This is a genomic window from Prauserella salsuginis (genome assembly GCF_024648885.1).
Taxonomy (GTDB): domain Bacteria; phylum Actinomycetota; class Actinomycetes; order Mycobacteriales; family Pseudonocardiaceae; genus Prauserella; species Prauserella salsuginis.
The window spans coordinates 152,756-172,507 of record NZ_JANBBF010000010.1 but is presented as its reverse complement, the minus strand read 5'-3'; the positions used below and the strand labels follow the sequence as shown (position 1 = coordinate 172,507).

The window sequence follows — 19,752 nt, the reverse complement described above, 5'->3', positions numbered from 1 at the left end:
GGACTTCGAATAGGAGCGCCTGGTCGGAAACGATCAGGATGACACCACCCAAAGTCGGGGAACCCTTCGCCAGCTCGCTGGCATGGCAATCCCGAGCCAAGCCGGAGCAGCGCTCCGGAAGGTGTAGAGACTGGACGGGTGGCACCTACAGCGCACCAGCGCCACGGTGAAGGGACAGTCCAGACCACAAACGCCCAGGGCGGCGCCGAAAGGCGTAGTGGCAGGTTAATCCGCGGGTTGTGGGTTCGAGTCCCACGGGGCCCACCACTTCCTGACAATCAGCAGCTCGGCGGCGTGTTGATGGACGTGCATGCACGTCTGCAGCAGGCCGTGGTGCGGCACCTCCTCCCATCGACGATGACCTACTCTCGCCGCCCACCAGCGCTGGCTGGTCGACCAGCTCGACCTCGACGGACGTGACGCCCACACACGCGGACCCAGATCCCAGCACAAGTGTTCGATGCCACCATCCGACCGGGCGCGATGATCGTCCACTACCCGGCGGCGTCCGTCCGAGATTCGGACCGGTGGATGCAGGTCCGCGCGTGGATCGAGTGTCAGTCCTCGTTCAGGAAGGTCCTCGTGACCAGTTCGGCGGCGTCCACCAGCGTGCCGGCGGGGACGACGATCTCGCCCCGGGTTGTCAGGTCGCTGCTGTCTTCGGTGAGCACCCAGGTGACGAGCACGGACGTGGCCTGGGGGTCGCGGGCCACCACCACGTAGTCGTCCACGTCGGTGCGCCACTCCACGTTCGGCCGTAACGACTCCGGCGTCAGCGTTACCTCGCCATTCTTTCCGCGCTGGCCCCAGCCCACCGGGTAGCCGACCTCACAATCGTGGAAAGTCAAGATGATCTCCGGCCTGGCGACGAACCGATCTCGGCTGACCACGCACGGTCCCACGCCCCCGAGGGCCACGCCGAGCAGGCGTGCACGGCCTGCCTCGATGTGCTCCGGGCGCGCTTGCTTCCACACATCCAGCCGCGTTGCCCGATCCTCTGTCGTCGGCATTACCGTGTCGCCGAAGAGCCCCGAAGGAATGTAGCCGGGCAGCGGCGGCCTCTTCTCCTTCGATGACGACTCGATATACCGCTGCTCTTCGAGGTCATACAGGCGGTCGAGCGTCTCGGAGACTCGGTCCACCCGGTGGATCGTGCCGAGGAGGTCGATGTCGAGGGTAATCGGATGCCGCGGGACACCGCGGGCCCGCTCCATGAGCCCCATAATCTCGCCGGCGTTCGCGGTCCGAGTGTTGCTGTGGTCGCGAACATAGATCGCACCATCGGCCAGCTGGTCCTCTCCGGGCACGCCGTGCGCCTTGTGGCAAGGATAGATCGGTTGGCCGTCCTCGGGTGGCAGCCCGATGACGAACAGAACCTCCCGGTCGCCCTCCACGCTGACACGGCCGACCTCGGAACCGGGGAACGTCGCGCCCAGGTACGGGCGGAGCCGGTCCGCGAGCTCGTGGAGCTCCACACCGCGGGCGATACCGCCCGCCTCCGGCTGGCGAGACCAGGCCGTCCAGCCGAGAGGAACAGTTGGAGGCAGAGGTCGCCCTGGCTCTTGGTGAGGCCTCGGTCGACTGTGGTGGGGGTGATCCTATTGGCCTCCCGCCGAGCCGCTGGTGGGCGGCAGCCAGCTGCCGCGCATTTGCCCACGCTTCGATCTCCGCGACCGGGATAGCTCCTGTCAGGTTGACCCAGCGCGATTGCGCACGAAGACGACCGTCGCTGCCGCCACGGCCGTGATCGTGACGATGGCCGCAAGGTTGGACAGAATCGCCGATGCGAACAGAGCACACGTGACGAAGAGCACGAGCAGCGCCGGTTTGGACAGTGTGAGAAGCCGCGCGGCGGCGAGTAGGCCGATGATGGTGACAGCGGCGAACATTCCTGACGCGATCTCGACGGTCGTGTCCATCCCGAGCGCCGTCGGCGCGAACACGGCGGTGACAACGGCTCCGAGGATGCCGAGTTGGAGGCTGTGGGTGCGCACAGTGGCGCGGGCGAGCGGCTGCGGGAGGTGCCGTCGGCGGGTTAGGTCGGCGCCAAGCCGTGCGACGGATCCGACGAACGCGTTCACCGCGAGCAGACCGAGCAGCAGGCTGAGTGCTCGTGAGACCCAGACGGCGTGAGGGCCGAAGGTGGTGGACAGGAGTGTGCCGAGCGCGTTGGGTGTCGTCGCCAGGTCGGGTCCGATAGCGCCGATAGAGGTGACCGCGAATCCGGTGTACAGGACCGCGATGATCGCGACGGTGATGGCGGTAACGCGGCGGAGGTTGACTCCGGCGGTGAGCGCTTCGTGGGCGAAGCCGGTGACAGCCTCCCAGCCGGCGAACGCGAAGAACACGATCAACAATGCGCCCAGCGCCGACAATGGGCCGTGTTCGGGACCGGTCGTGAAATTGGCGGGCTCGACATGGGTGATCGCACCCCCGACGGCGACGGCGAGCGCGACGGCGAGCACCACAGCTCCCACGAGCTGAACGCGGAACGCGACGGTCGTACCGGCGGCGTTGGCGATGACCGCTCCGACCAGGATGATCCCGAACGCGGTCCAGTACTGCCACGACTGATATTCGCCGAGCATGAGTGCGGCAATGTGGGCGGTGGCGGGTGCCCCGAAAGGGATGGCGAAGTAGAACAGGTAACCGCACAAGCGGCCGAGAGGGTCGCCGAACGCGGCGCGTGCGTAGTCGGCCACCCCGCCGCCGCTGGCGTGGTGCAGTGCCAACTGCAGGAAGAAATATCCGACAGCCGCACCGAGGACGATCATGACCAGCCACGCCACCAACGACCACACGCCGGCTTGTCGGTAGGCCAGCGCGGGCAAACCGAGCACACCGACGCCGACGATGGAGGTGACGTACAGCGCGAGACAGCGGGCGAACGTCACAACCGCACCCGCACCGTCACGAACGCATCTTCCAATGGCAACGCCTCGACCTGTTCACGCTGGCCGGCAGAGTGGGTGTCGATCCGGCATTCGACGTCGAACGCGTCCGCGATCTCCGACACTGCGGCCAGCATCCTCCCCACGGTGTCGTCAAGGATCTTGGGGCAGGCGGCGTGGATGTGTTCAGACATCATGGTGACTGTGCGACACCACCGCTCAAAGTCAGGGTCGTCGACGGTATCGACGTCGAACGACGCCACTTCGTCGCCGCGTGTGACGGTCAGCCTCACCGGGTAACCTCTGTCAGCAGGCAGTCCAGGTAGCGGTGCGAGGAGTTCATGCGGGCCATCGCTCCCCAGTAGATGTCCGGGCCGCTGGCCGGGTTCTTGGCCAGTTCGGGCTTGATGACGTTGCGGAAGAAGCCGCTGGCGTGTCGGGCGTCGACGCCGATGTGTTCCCGGTGGTACTCGCCGCTGGCGGCCGGTAGATCGTTGCGGTTCCACGCCTCCAGCAGTTGAGCGCAGCGGCGCGGGAACAGGAATTCGGTGACGGCGAAGCTGCCGATGGACCGGTAGTAGAACCGCGGATTCACGGCCAACGCCGCGGACAGGTTCCCGCACACCAGCGTCTCGGTGAGCCTGTTGTTGGCGACGAATTCCTCGGTGGCGCCGACCTCGTGCATCGCTTGACTGAACATGTTCGTGTGGACTCGTGTGTGGTCGCCGTTGCCCATCTCGTCCCAGTAGTTGCCCGCCAGTTCCAGCTTCTGCTGCGGGTCGCACCCTAGCTGCATTAGCGCGATGAAGTCGTCGAACCGCGGGTCCAGTGCCGTCTCCTGAGCCAGGTAGTACCGGATGTGCTCGACGGTAGCGGTGTTGGGCAGGAAGTCGACGTAGAACGGGTGCCGATTCGCCGGGTGCGCTCGAACCTGATCTTTGAGTTCTCGTACGAACTCGTCCGGGTCCGACGTGTCCGGGCATCGCGTGGAGTCGATCCACTGGTCCTCGAATCCGACTGCGAAGTCGTCCAGCACGGCCTGTGCCGGGTCGATGATGGCGCGGCGGTTGATGTCCGCCTCGCCGGGCCTGGGCTTGGTGAAGTACAGGCTGTGCATCAGCTCCAAGGTCCGATGCAGGCGGGCGAACGCGTCACTGTCTCGGTCTGCCTGTTGCGCGAGTTCGTACGCGGATCGACGCAGCTGCCAACCCAGCTCCGTCGCACCGCCACTGCCGCGGATCATCGTCCGCACCACGTCGCCTTCGCCAAGTATGACCCGCTCAACGAGGTCCTCCACGCGGACGACCATGGTCGAATCTGCAACCATTTTTCAACTTCCCCAATGTCTCCGACACTACTGACGGCGTGCCGCCGCGATGCGCTTGCGTACGACGAAACCGTAACGCTACAAGGCAGCACACGGAATATTGTTGAATCCACTTCGACTGTGGCATGAGGCACATCACACCACAAAGTCGGAGCCGACAACTGACCACCGCGTGCAACAAACCCTCCGAGCACCCCGTCGAGGTTCAACCTATTGGAGTATTGCGAATAGCAGCGCGTTCCATGGGAGCATTCACGGTGAAATGAGGGGATTTGGAGAAATTGGAATACACCCGTACACCCAGCGGCGAGAATTGCCACGTCGCACCACCGAAGGTATCAACTTATTTTCCGAGACAACAAGGACTGGCCACCTAAAATTCACCCAGTCGCATCAAGACTGACACAGGACTGACGATAAGTACACGATAGACACTCTTCTTGCGTCGTTTCACAAATTCTAAAACTGGGGGATTTTTCTGTTGAGTTTTTTTGTCGTACCCGGAGAAGTGGCCGACGACATTCTGAGAACCTCTCGTACCACCGTACTGGAATTGGTGCATGAGACATACTTGTTGCACGAGGCTGGCGCGAGCATCAACCCGGATAGTTACTTTCTAAGATTCCCGGATAAACCCAACTCCAGGGTAATAGCATTACCTGGATACCTCGGCGGAACTTTCGACAAGATCGGCATGAAGTGGATCGCCAGCTTCCCGGACAATGTTGCGTCGGGCAGGCCACGTGCGTCCGCCGCACTGCTCCTCAACGACTACGCAACCGGGTCCCCGATCGCGTGCCTGGAGTCCGCTGGCATCAGCGCAGCACGCACCGCCGCCTCAGCGACGCTGGCGGCGGCACGGCTGAAGCCTGCTGAAACGCGGACGGTGTCGTTTATCGGGTCCGGCATCATCGCTCGCACCATTGCCGACTATCTCCTGGTGGCCGTTCAGGGTATTAGCGAGGCCGTCGTCCACGATCTGGTTCCCGCCAGCGGGGCGAATCTCGTCCGATACATCTCGGAAGAATACCCGATCACCGCGAAGTTCGTCGACACTCTCAACGAGGCGTTGGAATCTGACATCGTCGTCTTCGCCACTACCGCACCGACGCCTTATGTCACTCCGGCTACGGAGTTCCATCCCGGACAATTGGTACTTAACATTTCGTTGCGGGACATCGCACCGGAGATCTTACTTCGGTCGAACAATGTTCTCGACGATGTCGACCATTGCCTCAAGGCAGAAACATCAGCGCATCTTGCCGAACGCCTTTCGGACGGGCGGGAATTCATCGACGGAACAATCGGCGATGTACTTCGTGGAGAAATCGAATTGCGTTCTGACCGAGCGACCATCTTCTCCCCGTTCGGTCTCGGCGTTCTCGACATTGCAGTCGGCTCGTTCGTTCTGAAACAGGCAAGGGATGCCGGAAAAGCGGTCGAGATCGAGAACTTCATCGGCGAGGAGAAACGCTGGTGAACAATCGGTACGCCGCCGCTTACGCGCTAATCGGTTGTGGCCCCCGCGGAATGAACGTCCTCGAACGGTTTGTGTTCCACGTGAGTCGTGATCTGCAGCAGCGACCGATCGTGCTCCACATAATCGATCCCGAGGCGGCGGGCGGCGGCATCCACGGCGCTCAGTCGGACCACCTGCTACTAAACACGATCGCCTCGCAGCTGACCACCTTCGTGGATGACGTTATGGTTGAGGATGGTGGCGTCCGCGGGCCGTCGCTCTACGAGTGGTCGTTACGGCGTGGTGTTCGAGTTACGTCAAACACCGGCGAGGTCCGCAGGGTCGAGCCCATCGACCACTTGCCGCGCCGTCTGCTCGGAGAGTACCTGCGGTGGGCGTTCGGACAGCTGCTCGACGTCGCCCCGCCCTGGCTGGACATCCGCCTGCACAATAGCGCGGCGTTCGAGGTGCGTCGGCTGATAGACGGGCGCGAAGAGGTTGCGCTCGACAACGGCACGTCCGTGAAAGTGGACGGCGTGGTTCTGTGCGTCGGCCACACTGGCACGCCGGTTCCACGGCTCCTGGGTCAGGAAGTTCCCGGTACCGCCGTGATCGGCAACCCGTACCCGATGCCTGGTGCACTAGCCCACATCGGCGCGGGCGAGACAATCGGCGTGCTCGGTAGCGGGTTGACGGCTATGGACGTGATCGCCGAACTCACGGTCGGTCGCGGCGGCCGCTACGAGGCTGCTGGACAGCTGAGATACGTAGCGAGCGGCGACGAGCCGAAGATCGTGCTCATCACGCGCAGAGGTCTGCCGGCCCGCGCACGACCACGTCCCTACCGGTCAGAGCCCATGGCCCCGCAGCACCTAACCCTATCCGCGCTACAGGAGGCCAGGGCGCGTACGGCGGACGGCAGGCTGGATTTCCACCGCGACGTACTCCCGCTGGTGAACGCCGAGATGCGGCACCGGATCAGCGTGATGGAACCTGACCCTGTTGTAGCGGCCCGACTCACGGCCCAAGTCACCGCGACCTGGACTGCCGAGGTCCCCGCCTCCGCCCTGTATTCGGCAGATTCTTACGGCGTCTGGTTCGTCGATCAGGTCGAGCAAGACCTGACTGAAGCGCGCCGAGGACTGGACCGCAGCCCAATCAAGGCCGCGTTCGAGACGCTTCGCGATCTACGCGAAGTGCTACGCCACGCAGTGGACGGGGTGGGAATGACCGAGCTGTCGCTGGCGGAGTTCTTCGGCCCATTCGCCAGCGAAATCAACCGTAATGTCATCTGCCCTCAGCTCGAACGCAACGAGGAGCTCGTCGCTTTGGTTCGAGCCGGTGTGCTCTCACCCGGCCTCGGCCCGAAATGCGGGCTCACCTGGTCGGACGGACGATGGCTGCTCGAGTCCACCGCTCTAACGAAACCCCGCACGACGGAGCTAAATCGCGTGGTGTACGGGTTCTCCCCTTCACCGACGATCACTTATTCGACAAATCCGGTGGTGCAGCACCTGTACACCTCGGACAGGTTGCGCCCGGTCATCGCAGGTCGCACGGAGCTCGGCGCACAGGTCGATGAGAACGGGTTCGCAATCGATGCGCAGGGAAATCCGCAACCAACTCTGGCCGTTTTCGGACCGCTGGCTGAGGGGTCCAGCTATTACAATCACTACGTAACCTCACCCGGTTCCAAATCGCGGGCAACCAATGACGCAGATCGCGCGGTCCGGTCGTTCTTGTCTACTTCTAACTCGACTAGTAGTTCGCACTTGAACAAATTGACTCTCATCTGAGATCACCTGCAATAAAGGAGCCGCATAAGCCCTGCGCTTCGATTAATTCCGCAGAGTCAACCTCTTGTGAAAGGATTTTCCGTGGCTGATCCGCGAAACACCTACTTGGTGATCGGACCTCCTCGTAGCGCGTCCACCGCGCTGTCCCGTGTCATCTGGAACAACCCCGCCATACGCTATTACTCGCACGAACCGTATGAGTCCACCTATTTCAAGGGCCTCGACGCCGCAGCGGCTGAAGCCGCTATCGACAGCCCAGTCGACCTTCAGCCGGTGGTCGGTGCCAAGGTCGGCGAGGGCGTGCTGGTCAAAGAGATCAGCTTCCAAATTGGCCCACACCTACCTCAGTTGCTGTCGAAGACCGCGCACCCAGTTGTGTTCCTGCTGCGCGACCCGCGGTTGACTATCAGCTCGCGCCGCCGGGTTAGGCAGCTCCAGGAGCAGCCGCTCGACTTCCCACTGGCGGAAACGGGCTGGAACGCACTGATCGAGCAAATAGACCAATGCCAACAGCACGACGTCCCCCATATAGTCATGGACAGCTACGACTTCCGGTCGAACCCTCCACAAGTGTTCGACCAGATGTTCACGGCGTGGGGACTGTACTTCGACGAGTCTCAACTGAGGTGGCAGCCGCAGCCCGAGTTGCAGTTGAGCAACTACCGAGTCGGCGGCGTCGACCACTTCTTTACCAGGGTGCTGAACAGCAAGGGCCTCGAAATGCCCGTAGAGGTACCCATCCCAGTAGAAGACTTCCCAGAGACCAACGGTCTCCGCGACCACGTGCGCTGGGCAACGGAGCAGTACGAACGCCTGCGGAACGCGCCCCAGTTCGTGCACGCGGCAAGCGAAGAAGTCACATACGGATGACGTGGCCCGTCACCACAGTAAACAGGGGGAATCGTTGTGCCCATCGTGACCGCCGCCGAAGACCTCGTCGTCGACGACGTCTACGTCAATCTGCGCCCGTTCCTCGGTCGCGAGCTCTATCTCAAGTGTGAGAACTTCAACTTCGCCGGATCGGTGAAGCTGAAGGCCGCTCGCTCCATGTTGGATGAGGCGGAACGCTCCGGCCGCATCACTCCAGACTCCGTGATCGTCGAGTCCTCGTCGGGAAACCTCGGCATTGCGCTGGCGATTCTCGCCGCAAGCCGTGGATACCGGTTCGTCTGCGTTATCGATCCTCGGGCGAACCCCGGCGTCCACCGCCTTGTGGAGAGCATGGGCGGCGAGGTCGTTGTGGTCACCCAGCTCGACGAGACGGGCGGGTATCTCGGTAGCCGCATGCGTGCCGTGCAAGAGCTGTGCGAGGTCAGCCCGAACTACGTCTGGTTGAACCAGTACGCGAACGACGAGAACTGGCGGGCCCACTACCGCCACACCGCACCTGCACTGATCCGACAATTTCCGTCGGTGGACTACGTGTTCATAGGCGCGGGCACCACAGGCACGCTCATGGGCTGCGCGCGCTACATGCGGGACCACGAACATAAGGCGAAAGTCATAGCGGTCGACAGCATCGGATCGGTCACCTTCGGTAGCGCACCAGGACCCCGGTTCCTGCCTGGCCTCGGTGCCAGCAGGCGTCCCGAACTCGTCGACGAGTCGATGGTGGACGAAGTGATCATGCAGGACGAACGGGGAGCTGTGCAGATGTGCTACCGGCTCGCGGAGCGCGGGTTCCTGTTCGGCGGGTCGACCGGCACCGTACTGAGCGCGGCCGAACGATACCTGAAAGACATTCCGGACGACGTCACCGCCGTGGCTATCTCGCCCGACCTCGGTGACCGGTACCTCGACACGCTCTACGACCGGTCGTGGGTGGAGGAACGGTTCCCGGGCTGTCTGTCGCCTATGGCACGCACGCGTCGTCAAGAGCTGCAGAAGACGTTCGTCTGATGACTGTTTCAGCTTCGCTCTGCTATTGGGGTAGATAACTATGAACGCTGATATGGGACCACCACACAGAAAGACGGCACTGGTCGAGCACGACGCGTACCGCACCACACCCGGACAGGAACACGGCGCGACGGTATGGCTGACCGGTCTACCGAGCTCGGGCAAGACCACGATCGCCCGCATGGTAGCCAGCGAACTCCGCGCCGTCGGTCATCGCGTCGAAGTGCTGGACGGCGACGAGTTCCGCGCCAAACTCTCGAACGGCCTCGGATTCTCCCGCGAAGACCGGACCATCAACGTCTACCGCGTCGGCTGGGTAGCGCAGCTGTTGGCGCGCAACGGGGTCAAGGTCATGGTTCCTGTCATTGCGCCGTACGCCGATGCACGGGCGGTGATCAAGGAACAGCACCTTGGCGCGGGCACATCCTACCGCGAGGTCCACGTAGCCACACCGCTGGAGGTCTGCGCCGAGCGGGACGTCAAAGGTCTGTATGCCAAGCAGCGCACCGGTGAGATTACCGGCCTGACCGGAGTAGACGATCCCTACGAGACGCCGAGCAACCCCGACCTGCGGCTGCACACGCAGGAGGAAACCGTAGAGGGTTCCGTAGACCGCGTTCTGGCGGCGATGAAGGTCTGGGGTCTGCGGTGATCCGTTTCGCTTGTGACACGCGGCGATCACACCCGTCCCCGCCACCGACCAACTCGGCTTACTGGGGGCGGACCGTATAGCGGTGCTCAACGACTTAGGCGAAGTTGTGCCCGGTGTTGACGTGCAGCAGGCTGGGCGCGGGCAGATGCACGGAGTGCCGGGTGCAACTGTACTTATCCATCGTCCCACGGTCCCTGATTCGATTACTAGATACGTAGCCGCGTGGGCCGAGCGGTCACGTAAAGGAAAGGAAATACATGGCGCACGTTGTCTTCGTTGATAGCCGTCCGTACGGGTTCCGTGCCGTGCTCACAGCGACGCGGCTCGGCCACGACGTGACCTTCGTGGCGTCCGAGAGCTATGCGTCCGCGTACCAGGGCGCCGAGTTCGACACGATGCGGCAGGCGGTCGACCGGGTGGTACCGCTCACAAGCTCAGGGGACGAGCACGCGGTGCACGCGGTGCACGCGGTGCTGGCACAGATCGACCAGAAACACCCGGTCGATGCGGTGATCGGCATGCACGATGAGGTTGTGCAGAGCCTCGCCCCCGCCGCCAGGTCGCTGGACATTCCGTTCACGAGCCCTGCCGGGGTTGAGAACGCACGCAATAAGGCGCTGGCTCGCGACTGCCTAGCCGAAGCCGGACTACGTACCGTTGAGTACGCCGTCGTAGATGCACCGGAGGGCATTCCGGCGGCATTGGACAAGGTCGGACTGCCCGCTGTCGTCAAGCCCGCGGCAGGTAGTGCGAGTATTGGTGCGAGCATCGTTCGAGAGCACGCCGACATCGCAGTCGCGCAGAGCAAGATCAGCAACTCGGTAGCTTGGATGACCCCGGCACAGCGTGCGGCGTTCGGCACCGATCTCATCGTTGAGACCTATCTCGAAGGCGCGCTGATGTCGGTCGAGATCGCAGCTGGCCGCGGAGTCCACGTGCCACTGGCCGTGCTGGAACGCCAGCAGTACCAGCACGATCGCACGATGGAGCTGGGCTCGATCGTGCCCGCCGCTCTGTCCATCGAACGCGATCGGGAGGTGCGAGAGTACACGGCTGCCGCGGCGCGGGCACTCGAACTTGACCTCGGATTGTTCCATATGGAGGTGATCATGACTGACACTGGCCCGTGCCTCATCGACCCGAATCCGCGAATCGTGGGTGGTCCGAACCCGTTGCTCATAAAGGAGTGCTGGGGCGTCGACGTGCACGAGGCGTTGATCGCCGTCCACTTGGGACTGCCAGTTCCGGAACCATCGATTCAACCTATGCGACACGGAGGCGCCCACGTGCTCGCGCCTGTCCGTAACGCGGTGCACCGCGTGGACGCGGACCTGTCGTTCCTACGCGATAACGAGAATATCCGTGACTGGGTGCTGCGCTCCCGTCCCGGCCAGGACGTGCGGAGGGCCGAGAGCAATCTGCACTACCTGGGCCACGTGCTCGGTGTCGGGAACAGCCGGGAAGAGGTCGTCACGACGTGCGTCTCGACGGTGCGGGAGCTGGGCGATCGCACGGATATCGAGATGATCAACTGGCCACACCAGGCGGAGCCGGTGGCGTGACGACTTCGGCTGATGTCGACAACCGTTTTCGCACACTGGCCGAGCGCCGTCCCGTCCCCGGGTGGCTGGTTGCAGTACTACTCGGCGCGGCGTGGTTCATCGTCGCCGCGAACATCGCGCTGGTGCCGCCGCTGGTCGTGTTCATGGCCGACGAGATGTTCATGTCCGAGTGGCAACGTGGGGCGGTCGTCGCCGCACTGCCACTGGCGAGCTTCGCGGGTAACCTGATCTTCGGGCCGTTCGTCGACGTGATCGGACGGCGGCGCTCGGTCGTCATCGGCAGCTCGGTCGTCGCGCTGCTGTTGCTCGGCACTGCAATGGTCGACTCAGGTGTGCTCGCGATCGGGCTGCGGGTCGCCACCGGCTTGTTCATGCCCCTCATCGGCGTGGCGGTGTTTCCATGCATTGCTGATTACGTGCCACAGGAGCGACGCATGGCAGTCACCGGTCAGGTGGTAGCCGGTGGCTCACTGGCGCAGCTGGTTACCGTGCCCGGCGCACTGTTCGTCGCCGGGCATCTATCATGGCGGTGGAGCTTCGCGGCACTTGCGCTCCTCGCCGCGGCAGTCGCGGTGGCGGTGCTGTTCGCGTTCCCTGCGGCACCCCGGCACACGAACGGCCGGGCGAACCGCGGGCTGCGAGTACTGCTGCACGCCGCCAGGCCCGGAATTCGCGAGCCGGTTATGGCGTTCTGGCTGTTCACCTTCGCATTGTTCACCGTCATCTCCTTCTACCCCAGTTGGGTACTGACGGACACCACCGGCGCAACCCGTGACGTCAACACCGTGACCCTCGTCTTCGTCGCGGCCGGCGTCGTCGCAGTCGTGGGTGCATCGCTCACCGGCGTCGTAGCGAAGCTGCCGAACCCGTGGCTCGCCGCATTGCTGGCGGTGCCGGTGCCGCTTGTGCTCGCGCTGCCGCTGCTCGCGGATTCCCTCATCGCCCAGGCCATGCTGTACGCATCGTTGACCTTTGCTCAGGCGCTGGCCTTCCCGCTGCTGCGCGGGCGGGCTAATCTTGCGGCAGGTGACGACCGGCTCAGCGGAGTCAACACTGCACTCAATGCCGGCTACCAAGTGGCGGCAGCATCAGCGGCCGCCGTCGCCGCGCCGCTGTTTGGCTGGTCGCCCTCCTTTGTGCCCAACACCGTCGTCGCTGCCCTTGTGTTTGCGATAGTCCCGGTCGTCTTTCTACTGGGCCAACGCCGGAATCCCGATGTGAAGAAGGGCGAGATTGCGCCATGACAAGGCGCGGTCCACCCACGCGGACAGGAAGCCCGAGGGAGGGCCTGCCGCAGGTCCATCGGACGGACGTCCTTCGCCCCAGCGCCCCCTCGCTCGGCTTACGATGATGCCAGCCCTCGAATCCGTGCGTTAGCGAGACAAAACCCCAGGTCGGATCATCTCGAGGCCCACCTGAGCGCTGCAGGAAGAACGGAGACATAACGGAGGCCAGACTAGTCGTTAGCCATCGCAAATATGATCTTGATACTGCCAAAAGTGCAGGTAGAAGCACTGCAATCGAAGCCTGTTTCAAGATCACCGCGTTCGAACCCGCGGGCTTTTAATCCTCGGGTTCCGGGTTCGAGCCCCGGGCGGCCCACCAAAATCCCAGTTCAGCCGGGTTGTCGGCTCGTCACGACGGCCATGGTGCCGTTGTACCGCCGCGGGTCGACGGCCCGCACGGCCTGCCTCCGGACGCCGACCCGCGGGATCCGTGCGGATGCCGGCGAAGCCAAGTGCTGGTCGTCCCACGGGCGACAACCGGCGGTCCACCAGTGCCGTCGGCGGTCGCTCATGCCGCCAACAGGATCGGGACGAACATCGTCGCGGTGTAGAAACACATGAACTGCACGCCCGCGTTCATACCGAAGGCCCGGTTGCACAGACCGCCCAGCAACCCGACGGTCAGCGACGTGAACAGTCCCAGCGCTCCGCCTTCGTACCAGGACACGACGACGATCAACCCGGCGAACGCGGCGATGAGCGCTTCGTGGCTGACGCGCGTGATCACCCATGCGCTGGCCACACGCGCATACTTCATCGCGACGGGATAGACGACCACGGCCGCGACGAGCACCCCCAGCAACCCGAAGAACAGGAACTGCCACGACGACAGCATCGAGTGCAGATTCTGTCCCGAATCCACCGAGTAGACCGGCGGGGCGTTGAACAACGCGGCGGCGGGGCCGGCGGCGACGGGACTCAACGGCAGGCCGAACGCCACCAGCGGAATGATCGTCTCAGCCAGATAGGTCGACTCCGTCGTGCCGTTCTTGACCGCCATCAGCGAGCTCAGACGTTGGTAGGGATGTTTCAGCCGTGCACCCACCGCTTCACCCACGATGACGGTCGTCGCCACCGGACTGAACACGAATGTGGACGAGGTGACGACGGCCGAACCCGCGGTGTAGCCGATCTGCTGTCGGGTGAGCACGCGAAACGGGTTGGGGAAGGGGCCCCTGCCGTCCGACAGGTCCGGCGCGAGATGAAACTCCCGGACACCGCTGCGCTCCATACCCGCACGCCCGGTGCGGGACGTCGCCCTCACCAGGTCCGCCAACAGTGGGCCGATCGCGATACCGAGGAAGAACGATATGCTCAGCGAGTCCCCGAGGTGTTGCTCGGTGAATCCGTGCAACGCGGCGATGGCCAGGGTGAACGGAATGATTCCCACGATGCTGGCCCAGCGGCCCGGCGAGAAATAGCCCACGAAGATCGCGGCGGCCGCGAACAGCCACGGTGCGACAGCCTCCACGGTTTCGGACAAGGGCGCCAACGCGGTTGCGATTCCCACCGCGACCGGTACGGCGATGACAGCCGACAGCAGCGCGCCCGCGAGCGCCTTGCGCAACGCGACGTGCGGTGCGCCGAGCCGCCGCATTCCGTCCGCATCCTCCATGAGCGGCACCGCCATGGTGTCACCCGGAATTCCGAGCAGCGTGGTCGGAATCGCGTGTGTCATGTGCTTGGACACCGCCGCGGCGATGAAGAACGTGAACACCCCGACGGGCGGAACTCCGGCAAGCACGACGATCAACGTCAACGGCCCGAGCGTCGCGGTCTCGTCGGTACCCGAAACGAGGCCGATGGCGCCGAACACCACAGCGCCCGTCAGGCCCATCCCGAGAGCCCAGAGCAGATCCACGATCATTGTTGAACTCCCTTTCTCGCCGTGTCACCGGCAGGCGAGGTTCCGGGTTCGTACAGTCCGATCTCCCGCATTTCCTCGATGTACTCGTCGGGCAGCCCGGAGACGGCTTCGGGCGTGGAGAATTCGGGAGGAAGGCCGGAGCGGATGCCATCGGACCGGCTTTCGGCGAACACCCGTTTCGGGGTGAACAACTTCGCGCAGAGCGCGCCCGTAGCGACGCACGCGGCGAGCCCGACGAGGAGTGCGTATCCGTCGACGACCTGTTCGTTTCCCGCTCCGGACAGAACCTGCTGTGCCAGCAGAAATGCGGCCAGCGCGACCGGCACGGCCAGCAGCAAGGACCGGCCCAGCTCCTTAGGCGCCACCGCGTCGCCCCACAACACGAGATAGGGCCGAGAATCGTCGTCGTGTTCGGGGAACTGCTCGTTCGCCGGGTCGGGAACGGGTTCCCCGGAAACCGTACGTTCGTTGCCACTCATTGCTCACTCCCGCGTCGTACCTGGTGGGCGGTTCCGGTGTTGCGGCTCGTCGCATGCGGGGCGCGACGCCGATCTCCGACGGGAACCGGCGCCGACGACGCGGGCGTTCCTGCCGGGCACGACCCCGGCGCGGGTGGCGCCCGGCGGCCGGTTCGTCACGGCCGGCCTGCTCTGAGTTCGGCAAGCACCCGCTCGGCGTGGTCGGCACGGACGGCCCGGTCGGCAACGAGGCGCGACACGACCTGCGGAAGCTCGGTGGCGCTGGCTCCCGCGGACACCGCCACATTGCGCGCGTGCAACGACATGTGGCCGCGTTGGATGCCCTCCGTCGCCAGCGCGCGCAACGCCGCGAGGTTCTGCGCGAGTCCGACGGCTGTGATCACCTCGGCCAGCTGCTGGGCCGTGGCGACGCCGAGCAGCCGGACGGCCGACTGCGCCGCGGGATGCACCTTCGTGGCCCCGCCGACCAGCCCGACCGGCATCGGCAGCTCCAGCGTTCCTGTCAGGTTGCCGTCGGCGTCGGTTTCGAAGCGCGAGAGAGCGGTGTAGCGGCCGTCCGCACCGACGGCGTGTGAATGCGCACCGGATTCGACGGCGCGAGTGTCGTTGCCGGTCGCGAGCACCACGGCCGTGATGCCGTTCAGGATTCCCTTGTTGTGCGTCGCCGCGCGGTACGGGTCGGCTTCGGCCAGCGCGCCGGCGTGCACGATGTCCCGCACGACGTCCGCACCGCCGAGGGTCGCGGCGTCGAACACGGCATTCGCACGCGCCAGTCGCGTATCGGCCTTGTTGGTCAGGATCCGCAGCAGCACCCGCCCGCGAGCGATCTCCCCGACCCGCGTCGCGACGGCCTCGGCCATCGAGTTGACGGCGTTCGCCCCCATCGCGTCGCGGACGTCGACCATCAGGTGCAGCACGACGTACCTGCCGGGCCTGGCCTCGACCACTCGCACCGACAGTTCCCTGGCCCCGCCGCCGAGTTCGACCAGTTGCGGATCCTGTTCGTCGGCCATCCGCAACAGCTCGGCACGCGCGTCGAGCAGGCGCAGCCGGGCACCCTCCGGATCTTCGACGTCCACGACCTGGATCTGCGCTTGCATGACGGGCCGGGAACTCGACGTGTGGAAGCCGCCGGCGACCCTGGCGATTCGGGCGGCATTGCTGGCGGCCGCGACCACGGAAGGCTCCTCGGTCGCCATGGGGACGAGGACGTCGTCACCGTTGATCGTGAAGTTGGTGGCGACACCGAGTGGTACGCCGAGCACGCCCACGACGTTCTCGATCATGTGGTCGGCCTGCTCGACGGTGAGCCCTTCGGAGGGATCCAGCGCGCTGAGTTCGTCCGGGGCGCGGCCGGTGTGCTCGGCGAGCTGCGCTCGCCGAGCGGCCGGCGGCACGTCCCGGAACCCGGACAACCTGCTGTACACGGACACGCGGACCTCCCACGCCGTACTGCGTCACCGGGCACCGGCGACGACGACAGTTCACACCCGGCAGGCAGGCGGCACGACGAGGGTCGGCCGCACTGCCGTTCCGGTTGACCAGGAACGTTAGGCCGTCACGGACCGCGTCCATACGGGCGAAGAACCCACATTCGGACCGGTGGCCACGTGTAGTTCACCCACAACCCCGGCCCGGCACAGCGCCACTGGAGAGCGCGACGCCCCACCCGGTGGCCGCGCGCGTCCAGTCCCGCAGCGGACACGATCACCGCGTGTCGGCAGGTCCGTCCATGGCGTGCCGGCGGATCAGCGAGCGCATGCGCGTCGCCAGCGAGATCCGGAACAACGGCTCGGGTTCCCGCCAGCCCTCTCCCAGCAGCGCCGTGATCCGTTCGAGTCGCTGGGTGACGGTGTTGATGTGCACATGCAGTGCCCGCGCCGTGCGGGTCGGACTGGCCTGTGACTCGGCGAACGCCGACAGGGTCGCGAACAGGTCGGTACCGCGCTCCTCGTCCCACCGCAGAACCGGCCCGATGACCGAGTCGATGAACCGGGACAGGTCACGCGGGCGCGAGCCGAACACCGCCAGATACGGCTCGTAGGCCTGCGCATCCACGGCGCCGTCCGGCGCCTGCCAGCTCTGTAACAGCTGCGCACAGCGGCGCGCCGCCTCGAAGGATTCCCCCAGCGCGGCAGCCGCCGGTGCCGGCGGCCCCGCGACCGCCAGCACCGGGGTTTCCGCTGCCCGGCGGGCGGTTGCCCACACCTCGTGCGCGACGTCGTTCGGTTCCGGTCGCGGCGAAAGCACCGTGAGGACCCCGTCGCGCTCGCCCACCAGCGCCCCCGAACCGGCCCGCCGCAGGGCCACCGACACGGTTCGACGGGCCTCGGCCGGCACGGCCACGACGACGACCGACCGCAGCTCGTCGAGCCGCACGTCCCGAGCTCGCGCGCGGCGGACCAGGTCGGGCCGTTGCAGCACATCGCCCCGCAGAATGTCGGAGACGAGTTCTCCCCTGACCCGGTCCTCGGCTTCAGCCACCGCGTCCTGCTGCACGGCGACCAGGGCCGCGATCTGGGCCGTACGCTCGATGGTGCGCTGCTCCACGGCCCCGAGCTCCAGCTCACCGTGTCCGACGAGGACGGCTCCCAGAAAGACGTCGCCGGCCACCACGGCGACCACCACCTCGGGTTCCGGGGCACCGCCGTCGACGAACACGCACCGCCCCGACGGCCGGCTCTCGGCGATCGCCTCCCGCACCCGGCCGGACAGTCCGTCCGCCGCGGCGAGACCGCGAGCCCCGGCCCGCGCATCCGCGATCGGCTCCCAGTCCCGGTCGAGGATCGTCACGGGCCGGTTCAGGGCTCCGCTCAGTGTGTCCGCCACACCCTCGGCGCTCCCGCCTTTCAGCACCACCGCCGTCAGGTCCTCGTGCACCGCGCTCGCCCGTTCCATCGCCGTCACGTTGTCGGCCAGCACGGCTCGGGCACGGTCGGCCTCGTGGGCCGCCAACCGCGCCTGCTCCAGCAACGACGTCGTCTGCAGCACCACAGCGGCATGATTCGCGAACGCGCTCAGCAGCGCCACTTCGTCCGGCGTGAACGTGTGGCCACTGCGGTTCGCGGCGAACAGGACGCCGAGCACGCGGTCGCCCGCGATCAGCGGCACCCCCAGCAACGAGACCAGACCCTCGGCCGCCACGGCCGCGTCGATCCCGGGTTCGTGCGGGATGTCGTCGTTCTGCTGATACGTGGAAGTCCACTGTGGAAGTCGGGTGTGCACGACCTTGCTGGCCAGCCCCATGCCCGGTGGGACCCGCAACCGGCGAAACGACGAGTCGATCGCCCCCGACGTCGACCGGACCCGAAGTTCGTCCCTGCCCTCGTGGAACTCGGACAGGTAGGTCACGTCGGTACCCAGTAGGTCATGGGCCCGCTCGACCAGGCGGTCCAGCAAGGTGTCGGTGTCGCGCAGCTCGGCGAGTTCGTGAGCGCTCGAGAACAGGGCCGACAGCTCTTGTCCGCGGCGACGCCACCGCGCCATCGAGGCACGCACGTTGCGGATGCGTCCCTCCAGCGCAGCAGCGTCGTCGGCGGGCAGGGCCGTACCGACGGTCGTGGCGGGTTCCGACGTGTCGGATTCCGCCACGACCGCATCCAGCAGTTCCAGGACTTCGGACACGGAGAGCATCGAGTCCTGCCGATCGTTCCGCACGGCCATGAGCCGAGCATCCCCCAGGCTGCCCGCCGCGTCGAGACAGCCGCCCGCGGCGGCGCCTCGGACTGCCCGCCGACCGGCGCGGTCGTCGCGGCCGCCGCCGGCTGCGCCGGAGCGTGCACACGCAACCGCCGGACGTAGCTCGCCACCTTCCGGCGTACGCCGGAACGCGTAGCCGGCGAGGGCGCTGCGACGGACGCGCCGTCGGGTCACACCGCCCTAGCGTTCCCGGGGTCAGTTCCCTTCCGTCCGATACGGAGTCACGCCATGTCGGTTCACCGACTCGGATTTCCCGTCTCCGCCGTGTATGTCTGGTTGGCCATGGTGGCCTTCGGCGGCATCGCGGTCGAGACGATCGTCATCTATCCCAACGTCTTCCACGACGTTCCGCGGTCGTTGACCGAGGCCAGCGAGTTCTTCGACGTCACCGGACCCGCCGACTTCTTCCCGCCGATGGGCGCGGCCACACTGATCGTCGCCGTGGTCACGTTGTTGCTCGTCAGGAAGGTTCGGGCCGCACGGTGGTGGATCGCGGCAAGCCTCGCATCGCTCGCACTCGGCGAATTCCTGTTCTCGGTGCTGTACTTCTGGCCCCGCAACGAGATCATGTTCGACGAGGGGGCGGCGATGCACACCGCGGAACTGCTGCGGAGCACCGCCGTCGAGTTCGAGGTCGGCCACTGGTTCCGGCTCGGCATGAGCGCGGTGACCGCAACACTCGCCTTCGTAGGGTTGCAGCGGCTGCACCGCGACCGGATCACCTCGGAACCGCGAGCGTGACAGCCGACGCCCACGGCCACGTCCGCCACGATGCGGCGGCTGCCGCGGCGGTGCGGCCGCCGAACGGAACGGCCCCCGCACCCGGTCCGGGCGG

16 protein-coding genes are annotated in these 19,752 nt (G+C 65.5%); 8 read left to right on the top strand and 8 right to left on the bottom strand.

Annotation, left to right across the window (positions count from 1 at the left end; all coding sequences use genetic code 11):
• Nucleotides 1–557: 557 nt before the first annotated feature.
• The 4 genes from LY40_RS12005 to LY40_RS11990 all read right to left on the bottom strand — a co-directional run bounded on the left by LY40_RS12005 (nt 558) and on the right by LY40_RS11990 (nt 4,188).
• The gene (locus tag LY40_RS12005) at nt 558–1,475 is read right to left on the bottom strand and encodes a hypothetical protein (RefSeq protein WP_258936864.1); all 918 of its coding nucleotides are present in this window, start codon (nt 1,473–1,475) and stop codon (nt 558–560) included.
• A 213-nt stretch (nt 1,476–1,688) separates the two neighbouring features.
• Nucleotides 1,689–2,894 carry an APC family permease gene (locus LY40_RS12000; protein ID WP_258936863.1) on the bottom strand — a complete coding sequence of 402 codons (1,206 nt, stop codon included), beginning with the start codon at nt 2,892–2,894 and terminating at the stop codon, nt 1,689–1,691.
• Nucleotides 2,891–3,184, bottom strand: coding sequence for a hypothetical protein (locus tag LY40_RS11995; RefSeq protein ID WP_258936862.1), 294 nt, complete (start codon nt 3,182–3,184; stop codon nt 2,891–2,893). The genes LY40_RS12000 and LY40_RS11995 overlap by 4 nt, the downstream gene beginning before the upstream one ends.
• Nucleotides 3,181–4,188 (bottom strand): iron-containing redox enzyme family protein, encoded by a 1,008-nt coding sequence (locus LY40_RS11990; RefSeq protein WP_258936861.1) that lies wholly within the window; start codon nt 4,186–4,188, stop codon nt 3,181–3,183. Before LY40_RS11990 ends, LY40_RS11995 begins: the two co-directional genes overlap by 4 nt.
• 538 nt (nt 4,189–4,726) lie before the next feature.
• On the opposite strand from LY40_RS11990, the gene sbnB reads away from it, so the two are divergent.
• The 7 genes from sbnB to LY40_RS11955 all read left to right on the top strand — a co-directional run bounded on the left by sbnB (nt 4,727) and on the right by LY40_RS11955 (nt 12,830).
• On the top strand, nt 4,727–5,698 hold the full coding sequence (gene sbnB, locus LY40_RS11985) for a 2,3-diaminopropionate biosynthesis protein SbnB (RefSeq protein WP_258936860.1): 972 nt from the start codon (nt 4,727–4,729) through the stop codon (nt 5,696–5,698).
• On the top strand, nt 5,695–7,473 hold the full coding sequence (locus LY40_RS11980) for an FAD/NAD(P)-binding protein (RefSeq protein WP_258936859.1): 1,779 nt from the start codon (nt 5,695–5,697) through the stop codon (nt 7,471–7,473). The genes sbnB and LY40_RS11980 overlap by 4 nt, the downstream gene beginning before the upstream one ends.
• Before the next feature lie 81 nt (nt 7,474–7,554).
• On the top strand, nt 7,555–8,343 hold the full coding sequence (locus tag LY40_RS11975; RefSeq protein WP_258936858.1) for a hypothetical protein: 789 nt from the start codon (nt 7,555–7,557) through the stop codon (nt 8,341–8,343).
• 45 nt (nt 8,344–8,388) lie between these two features.
• Nucleotides 8,389–9,372 (top strand): 2,3-diaminopropionate biosynthesis protein SbnA, encoded by a 984-nt coding sequence (gene sbnA, locus LY40_RS11970; RefSeq protein WP_308216695.1) that lies wholly within the window; start codon nt 8,389–8,391, stop codon nt 9,370–9,372.
• A gap of 40 nt (nt 9,373–9,412) precedes the next feature.
• Nucleotides 9,413–10,024, top strand: coding sequence for an adenylyl-sulfate kinase (gene cysC, locus LY40_RS11965; protein WP_258936856.1), 612 nt, complete (start codon nt 9,413–9,415; stop codon nt 10,022–10,024).
• Between the two features lie 257 nt (nt 10,025–10,281).
• The gene (locus LY40_RS11960; protein ID WP_258936855.1) at nt 10,282–11,586 is read left to right on the top strand and encodes an ATP-grasp domain-containing protein; all 1,305 of its coding nucleotides are present in this window, start codon (nt 10,282–10,284) and stop codon (nt 11,584–11,586) included.
• Complete coding sequence (locus LY40_RS11955; protein WP_258936854.1) at nt 11,583–12,830, top strand: MFS transporter; 1,248 nt, start codon at nt 11,583–11,585, stop codon at nt 12,828–12,830. Before LY40_RS11960 ends, LY40_RS11955 begins: the two co-directional genes overlap by 4 nt.
• A gap of 550 nt (nt 12,831–13,380) precedes the next feature.
• Here the strand turns inward: LY40_RS11955 and LY40_RS11950 are convergent.
• From LY40_RS11950 to LY40_RS11935, 4 genes are all read right to left on the bottom strand, one after another.
• A complete protein-coding gene (locus tag LY40_RS11950; protein WP_258936853.1) occupies nt 13,381–14,739 on the bottom strand; it encodes a tripartite tricarboxylate transporter permease in 1,359 nt (452 codons plus the stop codon).
• On the bottom strand, nt 14,736–15,218 hold the full coding sequence (locus LY40_RS11945) for a hypothetical protein (RefSeq protein ID WP_183781783.1): 483 nt from the start codon (nt 15,216–15,218) through the stop codon (nt 14,736–14,738). The genes LY40_RS11950 and LY40_RS11945 overlap by 4 nt, the downstream gene beginning before the upstream one ends.
• 155 nt (nt 15,219–15,373) lie before the next feature.
• The gene (locus LY40_RS11940; RefSeq protein ID WP_258936852.1) at nt 15,374–16,651 is read right to left on the bottom strand and encodes a hydroxymethylglutaryl-CoA reductase, degradative; all 1,278 of its coding nucleotides are present in this window, start codon (nt 16,649–16,651) and stop codon (nt 15,374–15,376) included.
• Nucleotides 16,652–16,925: 274 nt separating this feature from the next.
• Nucleotides 16,926–18,881, bottom strand: coding sequence for a helix-turn-helix domain-containing protein (locus LY40_RS11935; protein ID WP_183781777.1), 1,956 nt, complete (start codon nt 18,879–18,881; stop codon nt 16,926–16,928).
• Between the two features lie 264 nt (nt 18,882–19,145).
• Here LY40_RS11935 and LY40_RS11930 point away from each other — a divergent pair, with 264 nt between their 5' ends.
• Nucleotides 19,146–19,658 (top strand): anthrone oxygenase family protein, encoded by a 513-nt coding sequence (locus tag LY40_RS11930; protein ID WP_258936851.1) that lies wholly within the window; start codon nt 19,146–19,148, stop codon nt 19,656–19,658.
• Nucleotides 19,659–19,752 lie beyond the last annotated feature (94 nt).

Bases quoted from the DNA above. Each gene is read 5' to 3' on its own strand.
- cysC (WP_258936856.1), top strand. From the start codon at position 9,413: ATGAACGCTGATATGGGACCACCACACAGAAAGACGGCACTGGTCGAG.
- LY40_RS11960 (WP_258936855.1), top strand. From the start codon at position 10,282: ATGGCGCACGTTGTCTTCGTTGATAGCCGTCCGTACGGGTTCCGTGCC.
- LY40_RS11950 (WP_258936853.1), bottom strand. From the start codon at position 14,739: ATGATCGTGGATCTGCTCTGGGCTCTCGGGATGGGCCTGACGGGCGCT.
- LY40_RS11945 (WP_183781783.1), bottom strand. From the start codon at position 15,218: ATGAGTGGCAACGAACGTACGGTTTCCGGGGAACCCGTTCCCGACCCG.
- LY40_RS11935 (WP_183781777.1), bottom strand. From the start codon at position 18,881: ATGGCCGTGCGGAACGATCGGCAGGACTCGATGCTCTCCGTGTCCGAA.
- LY40_RS11930 (WP_258936851.1), top strand. From the start codon at position 19,146: ATGTCGGTTCACCGACTCGGATTTCCCGTCTCCGCCGTGTATGTCTGG.